Annotated in this window: 23 protein-coding genes; 16 read left to right on the plus strand and 7 right to left on the minus strand. The window is 72.0% G+C overall.

Annotation, left to right across the window (positions count from 1 at the left end; all coding sequences use genetic code 11):
• The first annotated feature begins 80 nt into the window (after nt 1-80).
• Genes tgmA through tgmC form a run of 3 tightly spaced genes read left to right on the plus strand, consistent with a single transcriptional unit; the run spans nt 81 to nt 2,460 of the window.
• The gene (tgmA, locus tag AMK13_RS18985; RefSeq protein ID WP_049649147.1) at nt 81-356 is read left to right on the plus strand and encodes a putative ATP-grasp-modified RiPP; all 276 of its coding nucleotides are present in this window, start codon (nt 81-83) and stop codon (nt 354-356) included.
• Between the two features lie 20 nt (nt 357-376).
• A complete protein-coding gene (tgmB, locus tag AMK13_RS18990; protein ID WP_241852943.1) occupies nt 377-1,321 on the plus strand; it encodes an ATP-grasp ribosomal peptide maturase in 945 nt (314 codons plus the stop codon).
• The gene (gene tgmC / locus AMK13_RS18995) at nt 1,318-2,460 is read left to right on the plus strand and encodes an ATP-grasp peptide maturase system methyltransferase (RefSeq protein ID WP_074003256.1); all 1,143 of its coding nucleotides are present in this window, start codon (nt 1,318-1,320) and stop codon (nt 2,458-2,460) included. Before tgmB ends, tgmC begins: the two co-directional genes overlap by 4 nt.
• Nucleotides 2,461-2,487: 27 nt before the next feature.
• On the opposite strand, the gene AMK13_RS19000 is transcribed toward tgmC, so the two are convergent.
• Both AMK13_RS19000 and AMK13_RS19005 read right to left on the minus strand, forming a co-directional pair.
• The gene (locus tag AMK13_RS19000) at nt 2,488-2,850 is read right to left on the minus strand and encodes a DoxX family protein (RefSeq protein ID WP_074003258.1); all 363 of its coding nucleotides are present in this window, start codon (nt 2,848-2,850) and stop codon (nt 2,488-2,490) included.
• 59 nt (nt 2,851-2,909) lie between these two features.
• Nucleotides 2,910-3,419, minus strand: a complete 510-nt coding sequence (locus tag AMK13_RS19005) for a cupin domain-containing protein (RefSeq protein WP_074003259.1) — start codon at nt 3,417-3,419, stop codon at nt 2,910-2,912.
• A gap of 171 nt (nt 3,420-3,590) precedes the next feature.
• On the opposite strand from AMK13_RS19005, the gene AMK13_RS19010 reads away from it, so the two are divergent.
• The 3 genes from AMK13_RS19010 to AMK13_RS19020 all read left to right on the plus strand — a co-directional run bounded on the left by AMK13_RS19010 (nt 3,591) and on the right by AMK13_RS19020 (nt 6,497).
• Nucleotides 3,591-4,442, plus strand: coding sequence for a LysR family transcriptional regulator (locus AMK13_RS19010; RefSeq protein WP_241852944.1), 852 nt, complete (start codon nt 3,591-3,593; stop codon nt 4,440-4,442).
• A gap of 252 nt (nt 4,443-4,694) precedes the next feature.
• Nucleotides 4,695-5,885, plus strand: a complete 1,191-nt coding sequence (locus AMK13_RS19015; protein ID WP_074003261.1) for an alpha/beta hydrolase family protein — start codon at nt 4,695-4,697, stop codon at nt 5,883-5,885.
• A gap of 69 nt (nt 5,886-5,954) precedes the next feature.
• Nucleotides 5,955-6,497 (plus strand): HEAT repeat domain-containing protein, encoded by a 543-nt coding sequence (locus AMK13_RS19020; RefSeq protein ID WP_074003329.1) that lies wholly within the window; start codon nt 5,955-5,957, stop codon nt 6,495-6,497.
• A 40-nt stretch (nt 6,498-6,537) separates the two neighbouring features.
• On the opposite strand, the gene AMK13_RS19025 is transcribed toward AMK13_RS19020, so the two are convergent.
• Together AMK13_RS19025 and AMK13_RS41950 are read right to left on the minus strand one after the other, a co-directional pair.
• Nucleotides 6,538-7,317 (minus strand): SDR family NAD(P)-dependent oxidoreductase, encoded by a 780-nt coding sequence (locus AMK13_RS19025; protein WP_074003262.1) that lies wholly within the window; start codon nt 7,315-7,317, stop codon nt 6,538-6,540.
• A 213-nt stretch (nt 7,318-7,530) separates the two neighbouring features.
• Nucleotides 7,531-12,021: an FG-GAP-like repeat-containing protein gene (locus AMK13_RS41950; protein ID WP_074003263.1), complete on the minus strand. Its 4,491-nt coding sequence runs from the start codon at nt 12,019-12,021 to the stop codon at nt 7,531-7,533.
• 416 nt (nt 12,022-12,437) lie between these two features.
• On the opposite strand from AMK13_RS41950, the gene AMK13_RS19035 reads away from it, so the two are divergent.
• Nucleotides 12,438-13,169 carry a DUF7873 family protein gene (locus AMK13_RS19035; RefSeq protein ID WP_049649138.1) on the plus strand — a complete coding sequence of 244 codons (732 nt, stop codon included), beginning with the start codon at nt 12,438-12,440 and terminating at the stop codon, nt 13,167-13,169.
• Nucleotides 13,170-13,665: 496 nt separating this feature from the next.
• Here AMK13_RS19035 and AMK13_RS19040 read toward each other — a convergent pair whose 3' ends face one another.
• Nucleotides 13,666-15,048, minus strand: coding sequence for a protoporphyrinogen/coproporphyrinogen oxidase (locus tag AMK13_RS19040; RefSeq protein ID WP_074003264.1), 1,383 nt, complete (start codon nt 15,046-15,048; stop codon nt 13,666-13,668).
• 329 nt (nt 15,049-15,377) lie between these two features.
• On the opposite strand from AMK13_RS19040, the gene AMK13_RS19045 reads away from it, so the two are divergent.
• From AMK13_RS19045 to AMK13_RS19055, 3 genes are read left to right on the plus strand one after another with little or no spacing between them, the layout of a single operon-like run.
• Entirely contained in the window at nt 15,378-16,262 is an 885-nt protein-coding gene (locus AMK13_RS19045) for a class I SAM-dependent methyltransferase (protein ID WP_074003265.1), read from the plus strand.
• A complete protein-coding gene (locus AMK13_RS19050) occupies nt 16,259-17,257 on the plus strand; it encodes a (-)-delta-cadinene synthase (protein ID WP_074003266.1) in 999 nt (332 codons plus the stop codon). Before AMK13_RS19045 ends, AMK13_RS19050 begins: the two co-directional genes overlap by 4 nt.
• Entirely contained in the window at nt 17,241-18,593 is a 1,353-nt protein-coding gene (locus tag AMK13_RS19055; RefSeq protein WP_074003267.1) for a cytochrome P450, read from the plus strand. The genes AMK13_RS19050 and AMK13_RS19055 overlap by 17 nt, the downstream gene beginning before the upstream one ends.
• Before the next feature lie 90 nt (nt 18,594-18,683).
• Here the strand turns inward: AMK13_RS19055 and AMK13_RS19060 are convergent, their stop codons facing one another.
• Nucleotides 18,684-19,250, minus strand: coding sequence for a dihydrofolate reductase family protein (locus AMK13_RS19060; protein WP_074003268.1), 567 nt, complete (start codon nt 19,248-19,250; stop codon nt 18,684-18,686).
• A gap of 434 nt (nt 19,251-19,684) precedes the next feature.
• Here AMK13_RS19060 and AMK13_RS19065 point away from each other — a divergent pair, with 434 nt between their 5' ends.
• Together AMK13_RS19065 and AMK13_RS19070 are read left to right on the plus strand one after the other, a co-directional pair.
• Complete coding sequence (locus AMK13_RS19065; RefSeq protein WP_074003269.1) at nt 19,685-21,061, plus strand: NUDIX hydrolase; 1,377 nt, start codon at nt 19,685-19,687, stop codon at nt 21,059-21,061.
• The gene (locus tag AMK13_RS19070) at nt 21,058-21,561 is read left to right on the plus strand and encodes an NUDIX hydrolase (RefSeq protein WP_241852945.1); all 504 of its coding nucleotides are present in this window, start codon (nt 21,058-21,060) and stop codon (nt 21,559-21,561) included. The genes AMK13_RS19065 and AMK13_RS19070 overlap by 4 nt, the downstream gene beginning before the upstream one ends.
• A gap of 68 nt (nt 21,562-21,629) precedes the next feature.
• Here the strand turns inward: AMK13_RS19070 and AMK13_RS19075 are convergent, their stop codons facing one another.
• Nucleotides 21,630-22,532, minus strand: a complete 903-nt coding sequence (locus AMK13_RS19075; RefSeq protein WP_074003270.1) for a LysR family transcriptional regulator — start codon at nt 22,530-22,532, stop codon at nt 21,630-21,632.
• A gap of 158 nt (nt 22,533-22,690) precedes the next feature.
• On the opposite strand from AMK13_RS19075, the gene AMK13_RS19080 reads away from it, so the two are divergent.
• The 4 genes from AMK13_RS19080 to AMK13_RS19095 all read left to right on the plus strand — a co-directional run bounded on the left by AMK13_RS19080 (nt 22,691) and on the right by AMK13_RS19095 (nt 25,555).
• Entirely contained in the window at nt 22,691-22,984 is a 294-nt protein-coding gene (locus tag AMK13_RS19080; protein WP_074003271.1) for a DUF1330 domain-containing protein, read from the plus strand.
• 221 nt (nt 22,985-23,205) lie between these two features.
• Complete coding sequence (locus tag AMK13_RS19085; protein WP_074003272.1) at nt 23,206-24,012, plus strand: SDR family oxidoreductase; 807 nt, start codon at nt 23,206-23,208, stop codon at nt 24,010-24,012.
• Between the two features lie 36 nt (nt 24,013-24,048).
• Nucleotides 24,049-24,945 (plus strand): helix-turn-helix transcriptional regulator, encoded by an 897-nt coding sequence (locus AMK13_RS19090; RefSeq protein WP_074003273.1) that lies wholly within the window; start codon nt 24,049-24,051, stop codon nt 24,943-24,945.
• Nucleotides 24,946-25,069: 124 nt separating this feature from the next.
• Nucleotides 25,070-25,555, plus strand: coding sequence for an NUDIX domain-containing protein (locus AMK13_RS19095; protein WP_074003274.1), 486 nt, complete (start codon nt 25,070-25,072; stop codon nt 25,553-25,555).
• Nucleotides 25,556-25,624 lie beyond the last annotated feature (69 nt).

The following is a 25,624-nucleotide window of genomic DNA, read 5'->3' on the forward strand; positions in this document are numbered from 1 at the left end:
CCGGAACGGGCTTGAAAGCACCTTCGTGCACCAGCAAAGTGGTCGCCAGTGAACCGGCACCATCGATACGAGGAGGATGCATGACGCAGACGCCCGTACCGTGGGGCATCGGCAGGATGACGCCGTACGCGGCCACCACTGCCACGCTCCCGGCGCTCACGCCCGTGATCGACCCCGAGACGCAGATCGCGGTCGTCGTGGACGAGGACGGCCGCACGGTGGAACTGGGTTCCCACGGCACCAGCACCAGTGGACTCACCCCCACCAGCACCCGCCCCGGCGACGGGGCCGCGCCGGGCGGTGCGACCGACGCCGACAGCACCGAGTCCTACGACCAGGACCAGAGCGGCAGTTGACGCCGAGACACCGTCGGCCGGTGCTGGTGCTGACCAACCCCTACGACGTCACCGCGGACGTGGTCCTGCGCGTCCTCGCGCACCGCCGCTCCCCCGTGGTCCGTCTCGACCCCGGCACCGACCTGCACACGGGCGCCTCGCTGACCGCCTCGTTCCGTACGGACGGTCGGCGGGGCACCCTGCGCACCGCGAGCCGGGAGCTCGACCTCACCGAGGTGGGGGCCGTGTGGGTGCGCCGGGCCTCGCCCTACGAGGGGCCGGCCGACCTCGACGGCCCGGAACGCCGCTTCGCGGCCTCGCAGTCCGTGTGGGGCGCGGGCGGCATCCTCGCCTCCCTCCCCGGGGCGCACTACGTCAACCACCCGTGGGCGAACCGCGCCGCCGAACACAAACCCGCACAACTCGCCGCCGCGCAGCGCTCCGGATTCGCCGTCCCGGACACCCTCATCACCAACGACCCGCAGGAGGCACGGGACTTCGTGGCCCTCCAGCGGGCCGGAGCGGTCTACAAGCCCGTGTGGAACACCCCGTACTCCGTCGACGGCGAACCGCGGGCCGTGTGGGTGCGGGACGTCCGGGCGCAGGAGATCACGGACGCGGTCCGGGCCTGCCCGCACCTGTTCCAGGCCCGGGTCCCCAAGGCGTACGACGCCCGGGTGACCGCCGTCGGCGACCGGCTGTTCGGCGTGCGGATCGACAGCCCGGACCTCGACTGGCGCCACCGGCAGGACCTGATGACCTGCACGCCGATCGCCGTACCCGAACCGGTCGCGCGGTCCGTGGCCGACTACCTCGGCCACTTCCGGCTGGTGTTCGGCGCGTTCGACTTCGCCGTCACGCCGGACGGCACCTGGTCGTTCCTCGAATGCAACCCCAACGGCCAGTGGGCCTGGCAACCGCCCGAGACCACCGACCGCATCGCACACGCACTCGCTGACGAGCTGCAGAGAGGCCCCGACGCATGAGCACGTCCGAAGAGCTGCGCGCCGCCCTGACGGCCGACCTCGCCGAGAACGGCGCGCTGTCCGACCCGGCATGGATCAAGGCGGCCGAAGCGGTCCCCCGCGAAGCCTTCGCCGGGGCGTACTTCCTCCCGGTCGAGGGCAGCGACCCGACCGCCTACCGGCCGGTCCGGCAGGGCGACCCCGGCTGGCTCGAGGGGATCTACACCGACCGGACGCTCATCACCCAACTCGACGGCCACACCGGCGCGGACGAGGCGGACGGACAACCCGTGGTCGGCGCCCCGTCGTCCTCCTCCACCCTGCCGTCCCTCGTCCTCGGGATGTGGCAGCAACTCGGCACGGACACCGGACACCGCGTCCTCGAAATCGGCACCGGCACCGGCTACTCGACCGCCCTCGGCGCCCACCGGCTCGGGGACGGGAACCTCACCAGCATCGAGTACGACCCACGGGTCGCCGAACGCGCCGCCGCCGCACTCCGGACCGCCGGCTACCGGCCCCGCCTCCTCGTCGGCGACGGACTGCGCGGAGACCCCGGCGGCGGCGCCTACGACCGGCTGATCGCCACCTGCTCGGTCCGCTACCTGCCGATGCCCTGGCTGCACCAGGTGAAGCCGAGCGGCCGCATCCTGGTCACCCTGTCCGGTTGGAGCTACGCCTCCGGCCTGGCCGAGCTCACCGTGACCGGCCCCGGCGAAGCCACCGGCCGGTTCCTGCCCGGCTACACCAGCTTCATGATCGCCCGCCCGCACGACCGCCCGCCCCGCTCGACCCTCGCCATGCTGCCCGGCGACGAACGGCCCAGCCTGATCGACCCGGCCGTCGTCGACACCTGGACCGGCAGCTGGGTCGCCCAGCTCGCCGCCCCCTCCGCCGAACGCATGGGCACCGGCGCGACCCAGATCCTCTCCGACGTCGCCACCGGCTCCCAGGCCCGCACCGCACCCCGCCCCGACGGAGGATGGACCGTCACCCAACGGGGCCCGCTACGGCTGTGGGACCGCGTCGAAGAGGCCGTACGGCTGTGGCAGCGGGCCGGCGAGCCGCACCAGGAAGGCTTCGGGATCACCGTCTCGGCGGCCGGACAACGGGTGTGGATCGGTACGGAGGACGGCCCGGGCTGGGACCTGCCGATCTGAGCGGTTGCACTGGTGGAGGGCAGTGCCCTACCAGAGTCCGGCGGCCAGCCAGACGGTCACGGCCGCGGTGCTGACGAGCCCGAGGTTGAGCGCGATCCGGCGGTCGCCGCCGGTCAGGTGGACGGCGACCGCGCCGGCCTGGAGCAGCACGAGGCCGACGGCCGCGGCCAGTGCCAGCGGGGGCGCGACGCCCGTCAGCGGCGGCAGGACCAGGCCGATCGCGCCGAGCACTTCCACCGTCCCCAGCGCCCTGAGGGCGGGCAACGGTACGCGGTCCACCCAGGCCATCATCGGTCGGAGCTGATCGGGGCTGCGGGTCGCCTTCAGCGTGCCCGCGTAGGCGTAGAAGAGGGCGAGCGGGCCCGCGAGGATCCAGTAGGCGGTGTTCATGGTTTCCGTTCGGTGTTCCTGTTCACGTGTCACCGGTTTACGGGGACCGGTCGACTGCTTCAGGCGAGGTCGGTGGCGGGCTCGGTCGCGTAGCGGCTCATCGCCTCGGCATTGGCCTGCGGCGTCAGCGGCCGGCCGTCGGCGAGCACCTGCTGGAGGTCCCGGAAGTACTGCACGTACAGGTCGGGGGTGAACGTGCTGAGCATGGTGGCGGGTTGGTCGGTCGGGTTGGCGAAGGTGTGCGGGGTACCGGGCGGGACCATCACGAGCGTCCCCGCGGTGGCGTCGTGGTCCTCGTCCCCGACGGTGAACCGCACGGTGCCGGAGAGGATGTAGAAGCCCTCGTCGTGCCGGGCGTGGCGGTGCTGCGGCGGTCCCTGGGTGTGCGGGGCGAGGACGGACTCGGCGATCGCGAGGCGGTGCCCGGTGTGGCTGCCGTCCTCCAGGACGCGCATGCGCGTGGTGCCCAGGACGATCGTCTCGCCGCCGCCGGGGCCCACCACCGAGAGGGCGGGGCCGACCTGCGGTCCGTTGCTCCGTGTTTCCTCGGTCCTGGTTCCTTCGGCCATGGCTTCTTCGGTCGTGGTTTCTTCGGTCGTGGTTTCTTCGGTCGTGGTTTCTTCGGGCGTGGTTTCTTCGGGCGTGGTCTCTTCGCTCATGTCCACCAGTGCACCGCCGGGGCCTCACGGGTGTCCAAGACCCGTCCTGCGGTATCGATACCCGGCGGGTATCGTTCCAGCGTGGAGCTTCGTACCTTGCGGTATTTCGTGGCGGTCGCCGAGGAACTCCACTTCGGCCGGGCCGCCACCCGACTGCACATGACCCAGCCGCCGCTCAGCCGGGCGATCAAGCAGCTGGAGGCCGAGGTGGGGGCCCGGCTGTTCGACCGCTCGCCCGCCGGCGTCTCGCTCACCCCGGTGGGCACGGTGCTGCTCGACGAGGCGCGGGCCCTGCTCGACCACGCCGACCGCGTCCGTGCCCGCGTGAGCTCGGCAGCCGGCGCCGCGACCATCACCGTCGGCATCCTCGGCAACCTCACCGACCCCGGCGTGACCAGGCTGGCTGCCGCCTACCGACGACGCCACCCCGGCATCGACATCCGCGTCCGCGACACCGATCTGACCGACCCCACCTGCGGGCTGCGCGCCGCACTCGTCGACGTCGCCCTCACCCGGGCACCGTTCGACGAGACCGCCCTGACGGTGCGCACTCTGCGCAGCGACCCGGTCGGCGTGGTCCTGCGCGCCGACGATCCGCTGGCCGGCCGCGGCCGACTCCGGCTCGCCGAGCTGGACGACCGCCGCTGGTTCCAGTTCCCCCAGGGCACCGACCCCGTCTGGCAGTCGTACTGGAACGGCGGCAGGCCGCGCGAGGGCGCCGTGGTGCGCACCGTCCAGGAGTGCCAGCAGGCCGTCCTGTGGAACGGCAGCGTCGGCCTGGCCCCGCTCGGACACGACCTGCCCGCGGAGCTGGCCGTGGTACCGCTGACCGACATGGCGCCGAGCCGCGTGGTGGCGGCGTGGAACGAGGGCGACACCAACCCGTTGATCCGGTCCTTCGTCGAGATCGCGACGGCCGCGTACCGCCGCTGAGCACCGGCAACCGGTCCGGCCGGTGCGACCGCCCTCGCTCGGGCGCGGGCGAACGCCTTCGCCCGCAACACCTTGAACGGCTGCCGTGGTACGGCATGCGCAGTACGCCCGCTGCCCGGTTGCCCACCGTCCGGCCGGGAATCGCGGGCTCCTGTCATCCGCGGAGGTGATGCGTTGCTACGCCGCGGAGATGACGGTGTCTCAGTCTTCACGGCGAGGTCGGATCGGAGTTCGCGACCTACCGTTTCTCACATGACCAGACTCCGTCGCACCGCCGTGGCCGCCGTGCTCGCCCTCGTCCTGCCGGTGCCGATCGCCGGGGCGAGTTCGGCGCTCGCGGCCACCGCCACCGCTCCCGCCGCTTCCTCGGCGGAGGTGTCCGCCGCAGAGCTCGACCTGCCCCGGCCGACGGGGTCGCAGGCCGTCGGCCGCAGCACGCTGCACCTCGTCGACCGGGACCGCCCGGACCCGTGGGTGCCGGCCGCGGGGGCGCGGCAGTTGATGGTGTCGATGTACTACCCAGCCCGGCCCGGGACGGGCGGTCCGGCGACCCCGTACCTGACCGCCGAGGAGGCCCGGCTGCTGCTGGACTTCCAGGTGCCGGGCGGCACCATACCGCCCGAGGCGGCCACCGGCCTCCACCCGTGGGCCCGCACCGACGCGCGCCCGGCGCCGGGCAGGTACCCGCTCGTCGTCCTCTCCCCCGGGTTCACGCTCCCCCGCGGCACCCTCACCGGCCTCGCCGAGGACCTGGCCAGCCGCGGGTACGTCGTCGCCGCCGTCGACCACACCTACGAGACCTCCGGCACCACCTTCCCGGACGGGCGCACCCTGACCTGCGCCGTCTGCCAGGACCTGAACGACGACAAGATCGCGGCCGTCCCCCCGAGCCGGGCCAAGGACATCTCCTTCGTCCTCGACCAGCTGACCGGCCCCCGCCCCGCCTGGCCGCACGCCCGCATGATCGACCGGGACCGGATCGGCATGGCCGGGCACTCCATCGGCGGCAACTCCGCGGCCAGCACGATGGCCGCCGACCAGCGGATCCGCGCCGGCGTCAACATGGACGGCAAGTTCTTCGACCCGTTCCCCACCGGCGGCCTGGACGGACGGCCCTTCCTGCTTCTCGGCACCCAGTCCGTCCACAACCCCTCGGGCTGGGACACCACCTGGAACGAGGCCTGGGCCCGCACGGACGGCTGGAAGCGCTGGCTGTCCGTGACCGGCTCCGACCACGGCAGCTTCACCGACGCACCACTCATCGGCGCCCGCGCGGGCCTGCCCGACCCCGAGGCCACGCTCGCCCCACTGCGCGCCGAGAAGATCACCCGGTCCTACGTGGGCGCCTTCTTCGACCTGCAACTGAAGGGCATCCCCCAGCGGCTGCTCGACCGCCCGTCGACGGCGTACCCGGAGGTCCTCTTCCAGCAGCCCCTCCACTGAGCCCGACGGCCCCTCCGCCGAGGCGAAATCCCTTTGCCCGGCCGCCTCGCGTGGTTCGACACTGAGCCCATGCTCGGATTCGTCAGGACCGACAACGAAGCCCTCGTCTCGTGCCTGGGCGACCCGCAACGTGCCGTAGCGGCCTACCGGGAGCTGCTGCGGCGCGCGGAGGACGCGCTCGGTGCCATCCGCGCCGGCCTGTCCCACGAGAGCGCAGCCGTACGGGAAGGCTGCTGCCGGCTTCTGGACCACCTGGTCGATACCGAGTCCATGGGCGAGCTCATCACCATGGCCGACGATCCCGACGCCCGGGTCAGGATCGCCGCGTTCCACGCCCTGGCGTGCGACCGGTGCAAGGGGGACACGTGCGCACCGGGCGCGGACCGGGTCCTCGAGCCAGCGCTGCGGCACCTGGCCTCCGACCCCGACCCGCGGGCCAGGGCGATGGCCGCCGAGCTCGTCGGCAAGTTCGCCCACACCGATGCCCGAGCCGTCGCCGCCTTGCGCACGTCCTCCGCGCAGGACCCGAGCCCGGCCGTCCGGAAGAAGGCAGGATGGTTCATCCCCGGAGGGGCCGTCTACGAACGGACCGCCCCTCACCCGCCCAGGTGACGGGACCGCCCATACGTCCCCGAAGGGGGCCCGGTCCCTGTCACGCCGGTGGGATCGGGCCGAGGTAGGTGCCGCCGGAGGCGTCGATGGCCTGGCCGGTCACCCAGCGGCCCTGCGGGCCGGCGAGGAAGCCCACGACGTCCGCGACGTCCTCCGGCAGGCCGATCCGGCCCAGGGCGGTGATGGACTCCAGTCCGGCCATCGCCTCCGGGGCGCTCGTCCACGCGGAGGTCATGTCGGTGAGGATCACGCCGGGGTTGACGGTGTTCACGGTGATCCCGCGCCGGCCGAGCTCGTTGGCGAGGGGCGCGGCGAGGGCCACCAGTGCCGTCTTGCTGACGCTGTAGCCGATCTGGAGGGGCGAGCCGATCCGGGCAGCGGCCGAGGCCACGTTCACGATCCGCCCGCCGTCCCGGAGCAGCGGCAGGGCCCGCTGGATCACGAAGACCGGCGTGCGGACGTTGATCGCCATCACCCGGTCGAACTCCTCCTCGGTGATCTGCCCGATCGAACCGGCCAGGTGGACGCCCGCGTTGTTCACCAGGACGTCCAGGCCGTCCTCGCCGTGCTCCGCCAGCCCGGTCGTGAGGCCCTCGAACAGTTCGTCCAGCGCGCCGCTGGTACCGAACCGGGCCCGCACCGCGAACGCCCGGCCACCGGACTTGGCGATCAGCTCCACGGTCTCCGCAGCGGCCTCCTCGTTGCCGCCGTAGTGCACCGCGACCAGCGCCCCGTCGGCGGCGAGCCGCAGCGCGACCGCCCGCCCGATCCCGCGCGACCCGCCCGTCACCAGTGCCGTCCTGCCGTCCGGTTCGCCCATGGCCGCCGCTCCTTCGTACCGCCCCGGCCGAGTCCGGGGCCGGTTCCGGATCGTCACGGCCCGATGCCGGACAACCCCTCATACATTCCCGGCGCCGGAGCGCTGATGCCACCCGGCGGGCGGCGGCACGACGACGGCCCCGGCACGGGCGGTACCGTGCCGGGGCCGTCGTGGTCGTCGTGGCGGAGGGGTCAGATCCGGAGCCCGGAGGGGTCAGATCCGGACCCGGTTGGCCGGAGCCACACCGGCGGCGATCCGGCCGGCTTCGATCCAGCCCGGGGCCTCGCCGCCATGGTTGAGCCAGACCCTCATCGCGCCGTCGTCCGCCAGGACGAGGTAGTCGTCCCTGCCATCGCCGTCGAAGTCGGCGAACCGCACGTTGTCGCGGGGGGCGACGCCCGCGGCGATCTGCCCGAGTTCCCGCCAACCACCGTGCCCGTCACCGCCGTTGTTGATCCACGCCTTGACCGAGCCATCGTCCTCCACGACCAGGTAGTCGGCGCGTCGGTCGCCGTTGACGTCGGCGAAGCGCACCTTCCCACTCGGGGCGACGCCGGCGGCGACCCGGCCGATGGCCTCCCAGCCTCCGTACCCGTCACCGCCCTTGTTCAGCCAGACGCTCACCGAGCCGTCGTCCTCCAGGACGAGGTAGTCGGCCTTCCCGTCACCGTCGAAGTCGGCGAGTCGTACCTTCGCGGCCGGGGCGACGCCTGCGGCCACCGTGCCACCGCTGCGGAAGCCGCCCTTCCCGGTACCCGCCCAGCACATGACCCGACCGTCCGGCATCACCTCCAGGTGATCGGCCTTGCCGTCGCCGTCGAAGTCCGTGAAGTACGAGGTGGAGTTCGGGAGTTCATCGGAACCTCGGTCACAGGCGGGATCCTTCGGGACCGGGTCCTCCCAGCCGCCGCGCCCGTCACCGCCCCGGTTGAACAGCATGCACTGGTCGAAAACCCCACCGCCCTTGCTGGCGAGGTAGTCAACCTTCCTGTCCCCGTCGAAGTCGCCCAGCCACACGTACTTGCTCGGCAGACCAACACCGGTGGCGACCTGGCCGAGTTCGGTCCAGCCGCGCTCGGCGGTGTCGCCTCCGTTGTTGAGCCACGCGTCCAGCGAACCGTTGTCGCCGACCACGACGTAGTCGGCCCGCTTGTCGCCGTCGACGTCCGCGAAGCGGACCTTGCCTCCCGGCGCGACGCCTGCGGCGACCTTTCCGAGACCGCTCCAGCCGCCTCCGCCGGGCATGTCGGTGCCCTTGTTCAGCCAGACGTTCACCGAGCCGTCGTCGCCGACCACCAGGTAGTCGGCCTTGCCGTCGCCGTCGAAGTCGGCGAAGCGGACCTTGTCCCCGGTGGCCACTCCGGCCGCGATCCGCCCGACGCCCGTCCAGCCGCCCCGGCCATCGGTGTTGAGCCAGGCGGAGACGGAGCCGTCGTCCTCGACCACGAGGTAGTCGGCCTTGCCGTCGCCGTTGACGTCCGCGAAGCGGACCTTGCCGCCGGGGGCGACGCCGGCCGCCACGGTGCCGATGGCCTGCCAGCCGCCTCCGCCGGGTGTGCCGGTGCCGGTGGTCCCGCCCGGTCCGCCGGACGGGTCCATGCCCCCGCCTCCACCGGGCGTGCCCGTGCCGGTGGTCCCGCCGGAGCCGGTCGACGGGTCCATCCCCCCGCCGCCGCCGGGGGCACCGGTGCCTCCCGGCATGTCGGTCCCCCGGTTGAGCCAGGCCTGCACCGAGCCGTCGTCGTTCAGGACGAGGTAGTCGGCCTTCCCGTCGCCGTCGAGGTCGGCGAAGCGGACCTTGCCGCCCGGCGCGACCCCGGCGGCGATCCTTCCGACGCTCTGCCAGCCTCCGCCGCCCTTGGCGTCGGTGCCCCGGTTCAGCCACGCCTGGACCGAGCCGTCGTCGCCGACCACCAGGTAGTCGGCCTTGCCGTCACCGTCGATGTCCACCGGGCCGTCGCCCAGGACGCCCCCGCTGTACGGGGCGGGCTTGACCTCGACGTTCTCGGTGATCCAGCCGTCGGCGGCCGCGGCGGCGACACCCTCGTAGAAGGCGTCGGCGATCTTCGTGTAGCCGCTCGGGGTCGGGTGCAGGCCGTCGCCGCCCCTCATGTCGCCCGCGGTGACGGCGCCCATGTCCGCGAAGCCCACCTTCATGCCCTTGCCCCGCCAGGTTTCCACCAGCGGCGGCAGGAGCTTGTTGTAGGCCTCGAACAGGGGCTGGAAGCGCGCCCACGGCGTGGCGGGGTCGGTCGGGGGAACCGAGCCGAGCACCACCGTCGCGTCCGGCGCCATCGCGTGGATCTTCCCCAGCAGGGTGTCCATCCGGTCGCGCGCGTCCTGGGGTGTGGTCGGGGCGCCGTGGTTGAGGTCGTTGGTGCCGGCCATCAACGTGATCACGTTCGGCTTCGCCGCCGGCAGCCAAGTGTCGAGGTCCCCCTCGCGGTAGCCCGCGTTGTCCGTCAACTCGTCGATCCGCCAGCCCGAGTGGCCCTCGTGGTCGCCGTCGAAGCCGCCGTCACCGTGCTTGAGGGAGCCGACGAAGTCCAGGCTGCCGGTGTGGTCCTTCAGCGCCTGCCACAGCTCCTTGCGGTAGCCCAGGCTGTCGTTGGCGCTGCCCACGCCCTGGGTGATCGAGTCGCCCAGCGGCATCACCGTCAGCTTCGGCACGTCCCACGGGTCCCGGCTCTCCAGCCCTGTGTGCCGGACGGTCACCGCACCCGGTGCCGCCCCGGCCCGTCCGTCACAGGCGAAGGTGCCGTACTGCGGGTGCGCGTCGTGCTGCCGCACCGTCTGGCTCAGGCACTCCGAGAGGGCCTGCTGCCCGAAGGCGTTCGGGTGGACGAACTCCTGCGCCTCGCCCTGCTTGCGGGTGCTCGGGACGCCGGGCAGGTGGTCGACCCAGCGCACCCACTCGGCGGCGTCGGCGGCCAGCGGGGACCGCGGGGAGTTCTCCACCCCGGCCGTCCTGGCGTCCTTGGAGTTCAGCTCGTGCCCCGCGAAGGCGGACCGCGGGTCGAGGAAGACGGCCTTCTTCGCGACCGCGGCCTTCTTGAGGGCGTCGGAGATCGCCGGGGTGACGGTGCGGTTGGTCCAGGCGGCGTCCTCGTCGTAGAAGGGGAAGCCCGCCTTGGTGTACCGGTCGTAGGTGTCGCCGGTCTCGCGCATGCCCAGGGGCTGCGGGAACGGGCTCGGGTAGGACTGGACGACCAGGGTGTAGTCGCCGTCCTCGTACCCCGCGTCCCGCATGGCGGCGCGGATGTCGTCGACCGTGCCCTCGACACTGCCCTGAAGACCCGCCAACTTGCTCTTCAGCGGACCGTCCTCACCGTCGTGGCAGGCGCCCTGGCCGAGCATGAACCGCCGGGCGCAACGCGTCAGGATCCCGGAGAAGTCGAGGTCGTTCCCGCCGACGGACAGCGCGATCACCTTGACGTCCTGCTGCTTCGCCAGCTCACGCAGCTGCTGGACCTGCGGCGCCTCGCCCTTGAATCCCTCGCCGCGGACGTGCTTCGTCTCGGCACCGGAGCAGGCGATGTTGAAGCGGTTCCCCGGCGGGACGCCGTAGAGGTCGGCGCCCTTGATCTCGGCCGTGTCCGAGCGGTCGCACCCGTTGCCGCCCTGGTAGGAGGTGTCACCGTAGACCTTCGTCAGGTCGTAGCGGCAGGCCTCCGCCCCGGCGACGTCCTCGGTGCAGTCCGTCGCGGCGCGGTCGGTACCGAGGCTGGATCCGGAGCCCGTGGCGTCCCCGTTTCCGGCCCAGCGTCCGCCCTCACCGGAGATGTAGCTGTCGCCCATGGACACGATGGCGGCGGAATCGTCCGAGCACACCGAGCCCGCGCGGACGGACAGCTGGGATGCGACCTTGCATGGGCGCTTCATGGCCAGCATCCGTCGCAGGAAGTCGGTGTTCATCACCAATTGCTTCCCGTTCGGACCCATCACCCTGTAGGTGGCGCCGGCATCGATCGCCTTCCCCATCTTGCCCCACTCGAGGATCAGGTCCTTGTAGTCGCGTACGGGGAAGGGCCCCTTCCCGGATGGATCGGCGAGGGCGTCCAGCACGCCTTTCTCGACCACCCTGTTCCTGGCCGACTCAGCCACTGCCACGACGAGGACGCCCAGCGGTCCCCGCAGAGTGCCGTATGGTTCCTTGCCACCCGCCGGTTTCGCGAAGGCAAGCGCCTGCACGGCTCTCTCGATGTCGGACTCCGCGACGGTGTAGTCCGGATCTTCGAGCTTCCTCAGGTCCTGGTACCTGCCCTCATAACCGAGGTCGACCCGTTGGGAACCGGTTCCAGGGCCGTCCGTCTCGATAGCGCCGCCGTCCTTGCGGAGATAGAAGTACCGGCTGTCGATGTGGAATCCGATGACGTAGGAGTTGGCTTCCCTCACGATCAGCTGGACGCCTCCCACGCCCTCGGGCCCGAGAGGAGTGATGTCGAGCAGTGCGATGCCGGTGCCCGTCAGCTCGACGTTCCTGACCTCCGTGGTCGTCCCGCCGACCGTGACCGTGTAGTCGTGGGGCGTTCCGTGCAGCCCCTGACGCAGATTCGATATGACCGTCGCGAGTCGATCCCTGTAGCCGGCTTCCGGCTCGGCTGCCGCACCGTGGGCGGGGCGGATGAGGGCGGCCAGAAGCAGCGCGAGGGACAGCAGGAAGGAACCGGTCCGCAGGAGCGCCCGGGCGTGAGGGAGCGTCACACCTGCGGTCGCCGCGTCATCGGGCCGTCGGTCGCGCTGTCCGGCAACCTTCCGGGCGCGGGTGTTCTGTCTGATCGATGGACGTTGTGGATCCATGGGTCCGTTTCAGGTGTGGAGTGGCCCCGCCGTGGCAGGACTGCCGGTTGAGGCGATCTCGGCCGGGAGGAGGACGCTCATCAGCCGATCCCCCGATCGGTACGCCAGAGCATCAATGTGTACTGCAATACTAATCTGGACTCAAGTCCACTTGATGCATGGGCTCCGGGCCGACCGTCAGGCCATGAGGGCCGGCGATCGGCTCAACCTTCGTGCGGATCCGGCACCATGGCGCCAGGTCAGGCAGCCCGCGGGAGCGCCGAACACCCGGTCGATAATTGGGTGTCGCCGATCAGTCCGGGACTGGTAGCGTCCCGGACGTGGCAAAGCTGAACCAGATCATCGCCGTTGAAAAGGGCGTCAAGTCCAAGTCCTTCCAGGAGCTGACGCAGGCCCATCAGGACCTGCAGAAGCCCGCGCTGCTGGCCGGGATCTCCCGCGCCTACCAGCCCAAGGACGAGGAGGGCGAGCAGCTGCCGCCGGAGTCGACCCGGGTGCAGCTGAAGGCCGAGGACATCCTGCGGTCCACCGCAAACACCCTCACCCGGCTCTTCGACGTGACGGCCACCAAGGACTGGGCCAACATCGACGCCCGCGCCGACGTCGTGGTGGACGGCCAGGTGCTCCTCTCCCGGGTGCCGGTGCCGTACCTGCTCTTCCTGGAGAAGCAGCTCACCGACCTGTTCACCTTCGTGAAGAAGCTCCCGGTGCTGGACGCCTCCGAGTCCTGGAACCTCGACCCGTCCACCGACGCCTGGAAGACCGAGCCGGTGCGCACCATCCGGACCAAGAAGGTGCCGCGCAACCACGTCAAGGCAGAGGCCACCGAGAAGCACCCGGCCCAGGTCGAGGTCTACTACGAGGACGTCGCGGTCGGCTACTGGACCACGGTCAAGTTCTCCGGTGCGCTGCCGGCCCGCCGGGTGAACGAGCTCGCCGAGCGGGTGGAGAAGCTCCAGCAGGCCGTCAAGTTCGCCCGCGAGGAGGCCAACGCCGTCGAGGTCACCGACCAGCGGGTGGGTGACGCCGTCTTCGGCTACCTGTTCCGGTAGCCTCATGATCGCCCGCCCGGGGAGCCGGGCGGGTGCGCCGAGCGCGACAAGTCCCCTGCCTGGGAAGCCGGATGGGTGGGCCCGTGCGCGGTGCGAAAAGCTGACACTGACGTTGAAGCTGACCAGGGGTCACAGTGGAGGTTCGAGCCCTCCCCCCGGCACCACCGGCCGGGGTAGCCCAATCAGGCAGAGGCAGGCCCTGTCAATCTCAGACTCTCGCTCCAGTCTCAGCATTCGCCGCCGAACACCGGATCGACCGGGTGCGGACGAATATCGACGAATGCAGGTTCAAGTCCTGTCTGTGCCGCTCCGTGGCACGGTAGTTCAAAGGTAGAACGCGTCGATTTCAACCTGATCCGCGACCCTTAAACGTGCCGGTGTGCGCAATTGGGCGGCAAACAGGGGCCCGGGAGCAGGCTACGCTCCCGGGTCCTCTCGCGTTCCCGCGCGTTCCTTCGCGTTCCTTCGCGTTCCTTCGCGTTCCCGCCGCGCCCGCTCACCGCGCGGAGAGCAGCTCCAGGATGCGGCGGGCGGCACGTTCGCCGGTGGCCAGCGAGGAGTTGGTGGTGCTGTAGGCGAAGTGGTCCCCGGCGAGTTGGACGGGCGAGGCCGGGTCCAGGCCCGCGGTGAAGGCGGCGAGGTCCCGGTATCCGCCGGCCGGGCGGGCCAGGACCGCGTGCTCCCACCGCTGGACGACCGCCATCTCGCGGTGTTCGTCGATGTGGGCGGCCAGGTCCGGCAGCGCTTCGCCCACGGCCTTGCGGGCGTCGGCGATCACCGTCTCGTCGTCGAGGTGCATCCGGGCGGTGTTCCAGTGGTGCCGGAAGACCAGGGTGACCAGGCCCCGGCCGACGGGCGCCCGGCCGGGGCCGAGGTTGTGCTCGTACAGCGCGACGCAGAGGTCCGGGTGCTCCCGGCACGGTACGGCGACGCCCAGTGCCGTCTCGACGGGTGCCCGGCGCAGCCCGAAGGTGACGTGGGCGTCGCTGGCGTACCGGACGCCGTCGAGGTACCGGCGCTGGTCCGCGTCGAGGGTGGTGACGATCCGGGCCGCGGCCGGGGCGGGTACGGCCACCACGCAGGCGCGGGCCCGTTCGGTCCGGACCTCGCCGTCCCGCTCCCACACCACCTCGACCCCGGTCCCTTCCGCCCGCACTTCCGTCACGTGGGCGCCCAGTTCGAGGCGGGTGCCCGGGGAGCGCATCACGGGGGTGGCGAGGAGGTGTTCGGGGAGGCGGCCGACCCCGCCGTCGAAGGTGAAGCTCGCGGCTCCGAAGGTGCCCCACATGATGCAGAAGGCGCCGACGGCGGCGACCTCCTCGGCGGGTACGAGGAACTGGGTGCTGCACAGGGGCTCGATCAGGTAGTCCAGGAGTTCCCGGTCGAGTCGGCGCAGGGCATGCTCCCGGGCGTTCTCCCCGTCGATCCCGGCGGCGCCGGACAGGTCCTCCCAGCGCAGTCGGCGGCGGGCGGCCCCGAGGTCGCGCAGCAGGTTGACGGCCTTGAGCTTGGCGCGCCACCCGAGCAGTCCGGTGCTCAGGAGTCCCGAGGTCTTGACGAGGGAGAGGCGGTGCACGCGGCCGTCGCGCAGGACGCCGAGTTCGTCCGAGCACGGGAGCATGCGGGTCGCCATCCCCGCGTCCTCCAGGAGCCGGATCATGGGGGCGTAGTTCCGGGACAGCCAGCTCGCGCCGCGATCGAGTCGGTACCGGACGTCTCCGACCGGAACCTCGCGGGAGGACATCCGGCCTCCGACGTGGTCCTCCTTTTCGAGCAGGGTGACGTCGCGGCCGGCCTGGCGCAGCCGGAAGGCGGCGGCCGTTCCGGCGATTCCGGATCCGACCACGATCACCCGGTTCTCGGTGGCGGTTTCGGCCATGTGACGCCTCCTCGGACATCCCGGTCACCCGGGTTTCTTTTGCTCGGGCTGGAATGCGGTGGAAATGCGTGGAGTTGGCCGTTCGATCTGCTGCCCGCCTCGCCGTATCCACGGCCCAGCGCCGCCCGCCGCTGTCTCCCGCGCGCACAGCGAAGCATGAAATCCGGTGCGCCGCACTGAGCGCCCTGGCGTGTCGTCAAGAGGGAGACGCGAGAACGCTGGTCCAATCGGAAAACCGCCGGTCCGATCGCAGGGCGCCGGTCTGGTCAAAACCTGCTGGCCCAAATCGAAAGGCGTTGGTCATATCAAAAGGGAAAAGGAGGTATCGCATGCGGAAGGAAGCGCCGGAAGAACGTGAACTCCCGGCGTACGGCGAGGAGGTGTTCGCCTTCGCCCACCCCGCGCAGACGGACCGTCTCGACGCCCTGGCCGGTTCCTGCGACCCCGCGACCACGGGTGATCTGGCGCGCTGGGACCTGCCGGCCGACGCCCGTTGCCTGGAAATCGGGGCGGGGGCCGGGACCTTGGCCCTGTGGCTCGCCCGCCGCCACCCCGATGGCGAGGTGACGGCCACCGACACCGACCTCCGTTTCCTGACGGGCCTGCGCCACCCGGCGCTGCGCGTGCTGCGGCACGACGTGCGCACCGACGGGTTCCCGCCCGGCACCTTCGACCTCGTCGTCGCCCGCAGCGTCCTGTGCCACCTGCCCGAGCGTGCCGCGCTGCCGGGGCGCATGGCGTCCTGGCTGAAGCCGGGCGGCCGCCTGTACATCGAGGACCCCTCGTTCTTCCCCGCCTCCTCCTCCCCCGACCCGGTCGTACGGCGTCTCGGGACCGCCGTCACCACCACCCTGGCCACGACCCTCGGCAGCGACGTGTCGGCCTGGGCCCGGTCGTTCCCCGCCCCACTGCGGGGCCTGGGGCTCGTGGATGTGGGGATGCGGGTGCACTGTCCGACGCTGACCGCGACGAACGCGGCGGGACGGGCGTGGGCGCTGTCGATCGCCGATCTCCTGCCGGCGATGGCGCACACCGGGGTCCTCGCGGAGGCGGACGGGGCCGAGGCCCTGACCCACCTGCGCCGCCCCGGGTTCGTCGACACGGCGCACGCCATGGTCGCGATGTGGGGCGTACGCCCGCCGGCACAACGGCCGGACCGGACGACACACCGACCGAAGCAGACGGCACAACAGCCGGACCAGGAGCCCGCGTGAGGACCGACGCGCTCAGGGAATCCGCGATCCGGGACGTCACGGCCCACCGCGGCGCCCACGCCGACGCGGCCGACGCCGAGGCTCTGCGCTGGGCCGAGGCCGCCGGCCTCTGCGACACCCCGGCGGAGCTGCGCAACCTCGCACGCATCCGCCCCGGGCTGCTGGCGGCGTGGTGCCATCCACGGGCCGACCGGCCGGACAGCGTGCTGGTGGCGATGTGGATGGCCTGGCTGTTCCTCCTCGACGACCGGATCGACGAGGGCGAACTGGGGCGAGACGCCGACCTCCTGGAGGGGTACCTGCGGGAGCCGCTCGGCATCGTCTCGTGCGGTTCCGAGCCCACCTCGCCCGTGGGACGGGCCCTCGCGGAGATCGTCGGGCGGGCCTCGGACGGCATGCCCGCCCCCTGGGCCCTGCGGTTCCGCCGCCACGTGGCCGACTACCTGTCCGCCTGTGTCTGGCAGGCCGCCCACCGGCAGGCCTCCCACGTCCCGCGCCTGGACGGGTTCCCCGCCTGGCGCCGGGCCTTCGGGGCGATCATGCCCTCGTTCGACCTGGTCGAGCGGACGGACGGCTGTGTCCTGCCCCCGTCCCTGTACTACTCCCGTCCGTTCCAGGATCTCCTCGTCGCGGCGGCGGACCTGGTGTGCTGGACCAACGACCTGATGACCGTGGACAAGGAGGCCGCCCAGGGCGACCCCCACAACCTGGTACTCGTCACCGCCCACCACGGCGGCACAGACCGGCACGCCGCCGCCCTCCTCGTGACGGACGCCTTCGAGGAACGCCTGCACGCCCACGCGCGGGCCCGCCGGGAGCTGGCCGACCTCACCCGCGCGCTGGCCGTGCCGCCCGGCCCGCGGCGGCAGGCCGACCACTGCGCCGAGGCGCTCCTCGGCTGGGCCCGGGGCCACCTGGAGTGGGGCCTGGGCACGCCCCGGTACCGGTCTGGAACGATCACGACGGGAGAGGATCCCCATGCCGACACCCACTGACACCTCCACGGACGACGCCTCCGGTGACCCCACCGGCAGTCGTCCGCCCCGGGCCCCGGGCGCCGTCCCGCTCCTCGGGCACGCGCTCCGCCTGGCCAGGGCGCCGCTGGCCTTCCTGGACGCCCAGCGCCGGTACGGGGACGTGGTCGAGTTCCGCATCGGCCCGCGGCCCGCCTACCTCCTCAACCACCCCGACCTGGTGATGGCCCTGCTGACCGGGCCCGGAGGGCGGTTCGACCGCGGCGAGATCTTCACCAAGGCCCGCCCCCTGTTCGGCGCCGGCGTCGCCGTGGCCGACGGCGCCCACCACCGGGACCGTCGCCGCATCGTCCAGCCCCTCCTGAGCGCCGCCCGTCTGCCCGGATACCTGGACACCATGGCCGAGTTGGCCACCGCCCGCGCCGCCTCCTGGCACCACGGCCAACGGCTCGACCTCAACGCCGAGATGGCGGGACTGACCATCGACGTGGTGGCCGCGACCCTCTTCGGCCGTCCGCTGCCCGCCGGCTTCGCCGCCGTCGTCCACCGGGCCCTGCCGGTCGTCGTCGCCGGGGTGGGCCGCAGGGCCTACGGGCCCGCCGCCGCGCTCCTCGACCGGCTGCCCGGCCGCGAGCGGGAGCGCTACCGCACCGCCCTGGACGACATCCACGGCGTCGTGGACGCCCTCATCGACGCGGACCCGCACAACGCCGGCCTGACCCGGCTGTCGGCCGGCGCCGACCGGCGGCAGCTCCACGACGACGTGACCTCCCTGCTGATCGGCGGCTCCCACACCAGCGGCGCGGCCGCCGCCTGGCTGTTCATCCTGCTCTCGCGCCACCCGGAACTGCGCCGCCGGGTCCGCGAGGAGGTTGGCCGGGTCGTCGGCGACCGCCCCGTCGACCCGGCCGACCTCCCTGCGCTCGTCCTCACCCACCGCGTCGTCCGGGAGACCCTCCGGCTCTACCCGCCGATCTGGCTGTTCCCCCGCCGCGCTACCGGCACCGTGGAACTGGGCGGCCACCGGTTCGCCCCCGGGGCCCAGATCTTCTACAGCCCGTACGCCCTGCACCGCGACCCCCGCTGGTACCGCGCCCCGGGCACCTTCGACCCCGACCGCTGGGACCCGCAACGGCAGCCCGATCCCCCGCGCGGCGCCTACCTCCCCTTCGCCGCCGGCGTGCACGGCTGCCCCGGTGGCGACTTCGCGCTCGCGGAGCTCGCCCTGCTGACGGCGGCGGTCTCGGCCACCTGGCAGCTGGACCCGGTCCCGGGGAGCCGCCCCCGGCCGGTCGCGGCGGCCACCCTCGGCCCCGCGCCCCTCCCCGTGACCGTGACCGCCCACCCCGGCCGCTGATGGGCGGCGGCCGCGCAGGCGGCGGCGCGCGGCTGATGTCGTCATCCATAGACCGTGTCGTATACGAGACCAGCGCGTGGGTGGCGCTGCTCAGCGCCTCGTCTCGTACCTGGTCAGGACCACGCCGCCGGGAAACGTCCGCGTCTCCACCAGGTTCAGGTTCACCCAGCTGTCCAGCGCGGTGAAGAACGGCGTGCCGCCGCCCACCAGGACGGGATAGGTGACGATCACGTACTCGTCGATCAGCCCGGCGCGCATGGCCGCCCCGGCGAGCGTCGCACCGCCGATGTCCATCAGGCCGCCGTCCTCGGCCTTGAGCCGGGCGATCTCGGCGATCGCGTCGCCGGTGACCAGGCGGGTGTTCCAGTCGACCTCGCTGATCGTCGAGGAGAACACCACCTTCGGCGTGTCCCGCCAGTTCCGGGCGAACTCGACCTCCGCCGGGGTGGCGTCGGGCTGCTGGTCGCCGGTCGGCCAGTAGGAGCTCATCGTCTCCCACAGCTTGCGCCCGTACAGCGACAGGCCACTCGCCCGCCCCTGGTCGAGCCACCACTGGAACAGCTCGGGGCTCGGCGGTCCGCTCCAGGCGATGTCGTCGCCGGCCGCGGCGATGTAGCCGTCCAGGGTCAGGTTCATGCCGTAGACCAGTTTCCGCATGGCCCAGCCTTCCGTCCGTGGGTGTCCGGCGTACGGACCAGCGCGGCTCGGGAATCTCATCGGTGCGCGATCCGGGCTCGCCGGCAGTCCTCGTGCTTCGAGCTCAGCCTGGTGTACTCGGCCGACACTGGCAAACCGCCTGATCCGACCTCACCCTCACGGGGGAATGCCACCGGTTCTGAGACCGGTCATGAGGGACAAGGCCGGTCGGAGGCTGCCCTGCCCTGTGCCGTGGATGCTCGAAAACTCCCCGTTCGACCCGGGCTCGCCCGGAGCCGATCCACTTGAACGCCGGATTCGAACAGCTCCATCATCGGTTGCCTGCGACGTCCCCGGCACATACCCGAACTCGACTTCCGGGTATGCGTCTTGACGAGAGCGGTGCCGCAGCAGCAGTCCCCCGCGCCCGCCCGCGAGTCCGAGGAGTCCGCCAGGTGATCGACTTCCAGGTGCTGACCGAGCTGGCCTTCCGCGAGGGCGTCGAGCGGATCGGCGTCGGCGTGGTGGTCCGCGACGCCTCCGGCCGGATCCTGATGATCCGCCGGGCCGCGCACGACGTCCTGCCCGGCCTGTGGGAGTACCCGGGCGGCGGGCGGGAGGACGGCGAGCCCGTGCCTGCCGGGGCGGCGCGGGAACTGGCCGAGGAGACCGGGCTCACCGGCCTGCCGCTGGAGTACGCGCGGCACCTGGACTTCAGCAGCCAACGGGGCCTGCGCGTACGCCAGTTCGTCTTCACCGCCGTCGTGCCGGACGGCACCCCGGTCGTCCTCTCGCCCGACCATGACGGCCACCAGTGGGCCGACGCCGAGCGGCTGCCGCCGACCGGCGAAGGGCAGCGCGCGGTGATCGAGTGGCTCACCGGCCGTCTGGCCGTACCCGGTTGGCGGCCGGCCGGCGGCTACCTCACCACCGTCGCCCGACCCAGCGCCTACGGCTGCTTCCTGGTCACCGACCCGCGGGGCCGCGTCCTCGGGATGCGCTCCGCCGTCGACCCCGGTGTGTGGAACTTCCCCGGCGGCAACGTCGAGCACGGCGAGACCCCCTTCACCACCGCCCTGCGCGAGGCCCGGGAGGAGCTGGGCCTCGACCTCGCCGCGGAGAATCCCGAAGCCGTCGCCCGCAGGCGCCTGGTCGCCGTCATCCACGAACAGGCCGGCGCCGAGCAGCCCGTCCCCGCCTGCGGCTTCGTCTTCGACGGCGGCGTCCTGACCCGCGAGCAGCAGGCCCGGATCCGCCTCGATCCGGCCGAGCACACCGAGTGGCGGTTCGAGACGGCCCACGACTGGCACGCCCGGATGACCCCCGCCCGGTACCAGCGGCTCCGGCAGGTGCTGCGCGCCCACCGCTCCGGTGTCCCGCTCTACCTGGAGCGCCCCACGCCGGCCGACGACGACTTCGAGGGCGTCCTGGTCTTCGTCACCGACCGCGCCGGTCGGCTGCTGATGAACCTGCGCGAAGACAGGCCGGGCATGGCCTGGCCCGGCCACTGGACTCCGATCGGCGGCTGGCGGGAGGCCGACGAGAGCGCCCGGGAGAGCGCGGTGCGCGAGGTCCGCGAGGAGGCCGGCCTCGAGATCACCGGCCTGCGGCCCCTCCCCGACCCGCACCACGACCACGGCCTCCCGCTCACCCGCGTCCTGCACGCCGTCTGGGAGGGCCCCGACAGCGACCTGCGGCTCGGGGACGAGGGCCTGGCCGTCCGCATGGTCCCCCTCGACGAGGTGCTCGGCCTCAAGGTCCCGCCCTACCTGCACCACTACCTGCCCCTGCTCGCCGCCGCGGCCGACCAGTCCACCGGGAGCACCGCATGAACCGCACCGACCCCACCGACCACACCGGCCACCTCGCGGACACGGCCGCCGGGGCACCGGGTACGGACCCGCTCATGCTGGTCGTCGGGGTCCACCTCGTCCTGTTCGACGGCGGCACGGTGCTGCTCGGACGGCGCCGCAACACCAGCTACGCCAACGGGCTGTGGCACCTCCCGGCCGGGCACATGGAGCGGGGCGAGCCGGTCACCCGCGCCATGACGCGCGAGGCCGAGGAGGAACTCGGCATCACCATCGCCGAGGAGGACCTCGAACTCGTCCACACCCTGCACCACCTCGACACCGACCACAGCCGCCTCCAGCTGTTCTTCCGCCCGGCCCGCCACACCGGTCAGGTGCGCAAAGCGGAGCCGCACAAGTGCGCGGAACTGCGCTGGTGGCCGCTCGACGGGCTGCCGGCCGACACCGTGCCCTACACCGCGCACGCCCTCCGCGAGATCGCCCACGGCAACCGGCTCTCCGCCCACGGCTGGCCGGTGTGACGCCGGCACCACCGAACCCCCTCGCACCGACCAGCCGCGGAGGTCCGCCTCGCTTGACCTCCCGTGCGTCAGTCCGGCAGCCAGTGCAGTTCGTGTGCCAGGGCCTCGGCGGCGGCGCGGATGCGGCGGTGCAGCGGCGACTGCTCGCGTGGGAGGACCAGGTGGAGCGTCAGGCCGGGCGCGCCCCGCAGCGGTCGCCAGGTGAGACCGGCCGGTTGCACCGTGGCCGCGGCTTCTCCGGCCGGGGCGAGGGTGACCCCGTCCCGCAGGTCGCGCTGGGACAGGTCGAAAGCGACAGCGGGCGTGTGGAACCGGGGGTGCGGTCGGGTGTCCCGGAACAGCGCGGACAGCTGATCGTGGACCACGGGGTTGGCCGCACGGTCCGGGAGCCGCAGCGGGTACGCGGCCGCGTCGGCGATCTCGATCTCCGCGCGTTCGGCCAGCGGATGGTGCTGCGCCAGCTGGACCCCGATGCGCGAACGCCGCAGCAGGAACCGGCGCACGCCATCGCCCGGTTGTTCACCGCGGGTGATCCCGGCATCGATGCGGCCGTCGGCGACCGCCGGGGAGATCTCCGGTGTCGCCATCGGGACCGCGCCGACCTCGAGTCCGCTGTTGTCGCGCATCAGCCTGTCCACCAGGGCCGGTGCCGTCTCGGCCCCGGCGCTGAGGCTGTATCCGATGCGCAGCGTGCCCAGTGCGCCGGCCGCCGCGCTCCGGGCGGTGTCCCACGCCCGGTCCAGCGCGGCCAGCGCGGGCGGAGCGGACTCCGCCAAAGCCGCACCGGCCGTGGTCAGTTCGACGCTGCGCGTGGTGCGGACCAGCAGGGCCGTCCCGAGTTCCGCCTCCAACCGGCGCATCCGGGCGCTGAGTGCGGGCTGTGCGATGCCGATCCGTGCGGCCGCGCGGGTGAAGTTCAACTCCTGTGCCAGCACCAGGAAGTACCGCAGGCTCACCGTGTCCGGCGCCACGCGCCCTCCCCGCCGATTGATAACGATCCGTTCTGAGCCTAGTCCGTACCGGTCTTTCCCTCGACCGCCCGTCAAGCCCTAGCCTGCGGATGCCGGGATCGATCGATCCGATTGTCGGTCCGACGTCGGACGTGCCCGGCCGAACACAGGAGGTTTCCATGGCCAAGGGCTACTGGGTCAGTGTCTACCCCGCCGTTTCCGACCCCGAGAGGCTGACCGCCTACGCGGAGCTGGCCGGTCCGGCAGTCCGGGCCGGGGGCGGGCGCCTCCTGTCCCTTGACGGTCGGGTCGTCGCCCACGAGGCCGGAATCACGCAACGCGTCGTTCTGATCGAGTTCGACAGCTTCGAACAGGCCGTCGCGGCCTACGAGAGCGAGGCGTACCAGGAGGCGCTGGTGGCCCTCTCCGGCAGCGTCGAGCGCGACTTCCGCATCATCGAAGGCATCGACTGACCGGCGGGCCCGGCCGTCGCCGAGCATCGGGGGTTCTCACAGTACCTGGATCACCAGGGCCTCCCAGACGTCCGAAACGCCTGCCAACCTGGTTGAGTCGAACGCGCCGACACCACTCCATGGACACGCACCGCAGCTCTACCTCCATCAGGTCGATTCAGCTGCCCCGTATCCGCGACCATGTCGGCGCGTTCGTCCACGACAGAAGGGGACGGAGACCAATGGCGGACAAGCAATTCACCACTCACACAGAGCTTTTCGATCTGAGTGGGAAGTACGCCCTCGTCACTGGCGGCACCAGTGGCATCGGGATGATGATGGCGCGCGGCCTTCTCCAGGCGGGCGCCCGCGTCGTCATCAGCTCACGCGACGCGGACAGGTGCGCGGGGGCACAGCGTCTACTGTCCGAATTCGGCGACGTTCAGGCAATCCCCGCCGACCTGTCCAGGCACGACGAGTGTCAGCGCCTCGCCGATCTCGTCAAGGGCGACCCGGAACGCCTGGACATCCTCGTCAACAACGCGGGAGCGATGTGGCGCGAGCCGCTGGCGACGTTCCCGGACGAGGCCTGGGACGCGGTGATCGACCTCAACCTCAAGTCGCCGTTCTGGCTGGTGCAGGCGCTGCTCCCCGCACTTCGCAGGGCGGGCACCGCCGATGATCCCGCGCGGATCATCAACATCGGCAGTATCGCCGCCATCCACGTCGCCGAGTCGCCCAACTACTCGTACGCCAGCAGCAAGGCGGCACTCCATCAACTCACCAGAGTGCTTGCCAGGGAGCTGGGCCCCCAGCACGTCACGGTGAACGCGGTAGCACCGGGAGTGTTCCCGTCGCGGATGACGGCGTCCGCACTCGATGCCATCGGCGACACGATCGCGGCGGCGGCCCCTCTGCGCCGAATCGGCCGCGACGACGACATGGCGGGCATCGCCGTGTTCCTCGCCGGCCGGGCCGGCTCCTACCTCACGGGCGCCGTGATCCCGGTGGACGGCGGCATCGCGACGACCGCATCGGGTACCCCCTAGACTGCGGGACGGACTTACGGTGAGGAGACGGCCACGATGGATCCACGCACCGAGATCCGGGAGTTCCTCAGCTCGCGTCGCGCCCGCATCGCACCCGCGCAGGCGGGCCTGCCCGCTTACGGCGGCAACCGTCGGGTCAAAGGTCTGCGCCGCGAAGAGGTGGCGCTACTGGCGGGGGTATCGGTCGACTACTACGTGCGCATGGAGCGCGGCAGCCTCGCCGGTGCCTCCGATGGCGTGCTGGACGCGCTGGCCTCCGCCCTGCGACTCGACGAGGCCGAGCGCGACCACCTGTTCCACCTCGCGCGCCGATCCAGGGCGCCCGGCGGCCCACGCCGGCGTAGGCCCGCCGTGACGGTGCGCTCGACGCTGCAGCAGGTGCTCGACGCGATCTCCGACGCACCGGCCTGGATCAGTACCGGCCGTTATGACGTGCTCGCCACGAACAACCTCGCTCGCGCACTGTTCTCACCGGTGCTGGCCGACCCGCGACGGCCCGCGAACACAGCGAGGTTCGTCTATCTGAACCCCGAGGCGGCCAGGGACTTCTTTATCGACTACGACCAGATCGTCGGTGACGTGGCCGCGAAGCTGCGCATGGAAGCCGGCCGCGATCCGCACGACGAGGAGCTGATCGCCCTGGTCGGCGAACTGTCAACGCGCAGTGAGCTGTTTCGGCAGCGGTGGGCATCCCAGGACGTGCGACTGCACCGGTCCGGCCGCAAGCGTGTTCGCCATCCGATCGTGGGCCGGCTCGACCTGGACGTCGAGTCCCTGGAACTGCCCGCCGAACCCGGCCTGCTCCTCAACGTCTACACAGCACCCGCGGGCACACCGACCGCTGACAATCTGGCGCTCCTGGCCTCGTGGGCGGCCACCCACCAGGCGCCGGCGACCGAGCTCGAAGCGGATGACGGACAGTCCAACCGTTGAAGGTGGCGCCGTGGCGGCGCGATGATGCTTGACGCCGTGTCGGTGGCTCGGACAGGGCCGGCATTGGCATGGATGTTCCTCAAGCCCCGACCACTGTCCGCTCACCCACCCCGGAGGCAGCACCGTGGAGAGCCTTCTCCAGGCCGTGGCCGTGATCGCCCACGACCGCGACCGGAACCTGGTCGCGACCCTGCACTACGCCGCGAACAGCTGGATCACGGCGTCGGCGTGGACGATCCCCGGCGGCAAGGTCGAGGTCGGTGAGCGCCTCGACGAGGCCGCCGCGCGCGAGCTGCGGGAGGAGACCGGGCTGCTCGTCGAGCCGGCGGACCTGCGGCTCGTGCACACCGTCCAGGTCCGCACGGGCTGGGACGGCGAGCACCCGTTCCTGCTGTCGGTGTTCCTCGCCACCGCGTGGCGCGGCGAGCTGACGAACACCGAGCCGGACAAGCACCTCGACGCGGTCTGGTCCCCGGCCGACGGGCTCCCGCTGCCGATGTTCCCGACCGCCCACGCCGCCCTCACCCACCACCTCTCCGGCGGGAGGGGCTTCTCCACCTACGGCTGGGACGACGAAGGCTTCGACCCGCGGGCCCTGATCGGCGCGTGACGGCGGCGGGCCGCCGCCGACCGGGCCGCCCGCTTCGGCCCCGGTGTCCTAGGGCCTGTGTGATGTTGT

The sequence above is a fragment of the Streptomyces sp. CB02056 genome (assembly GCF_001905545.1).
Lineage (GTDB): Bacteria > Actinomycetota > Actinomycetes > Streptomycetales > Streptomycetaceae > Kitasatospora.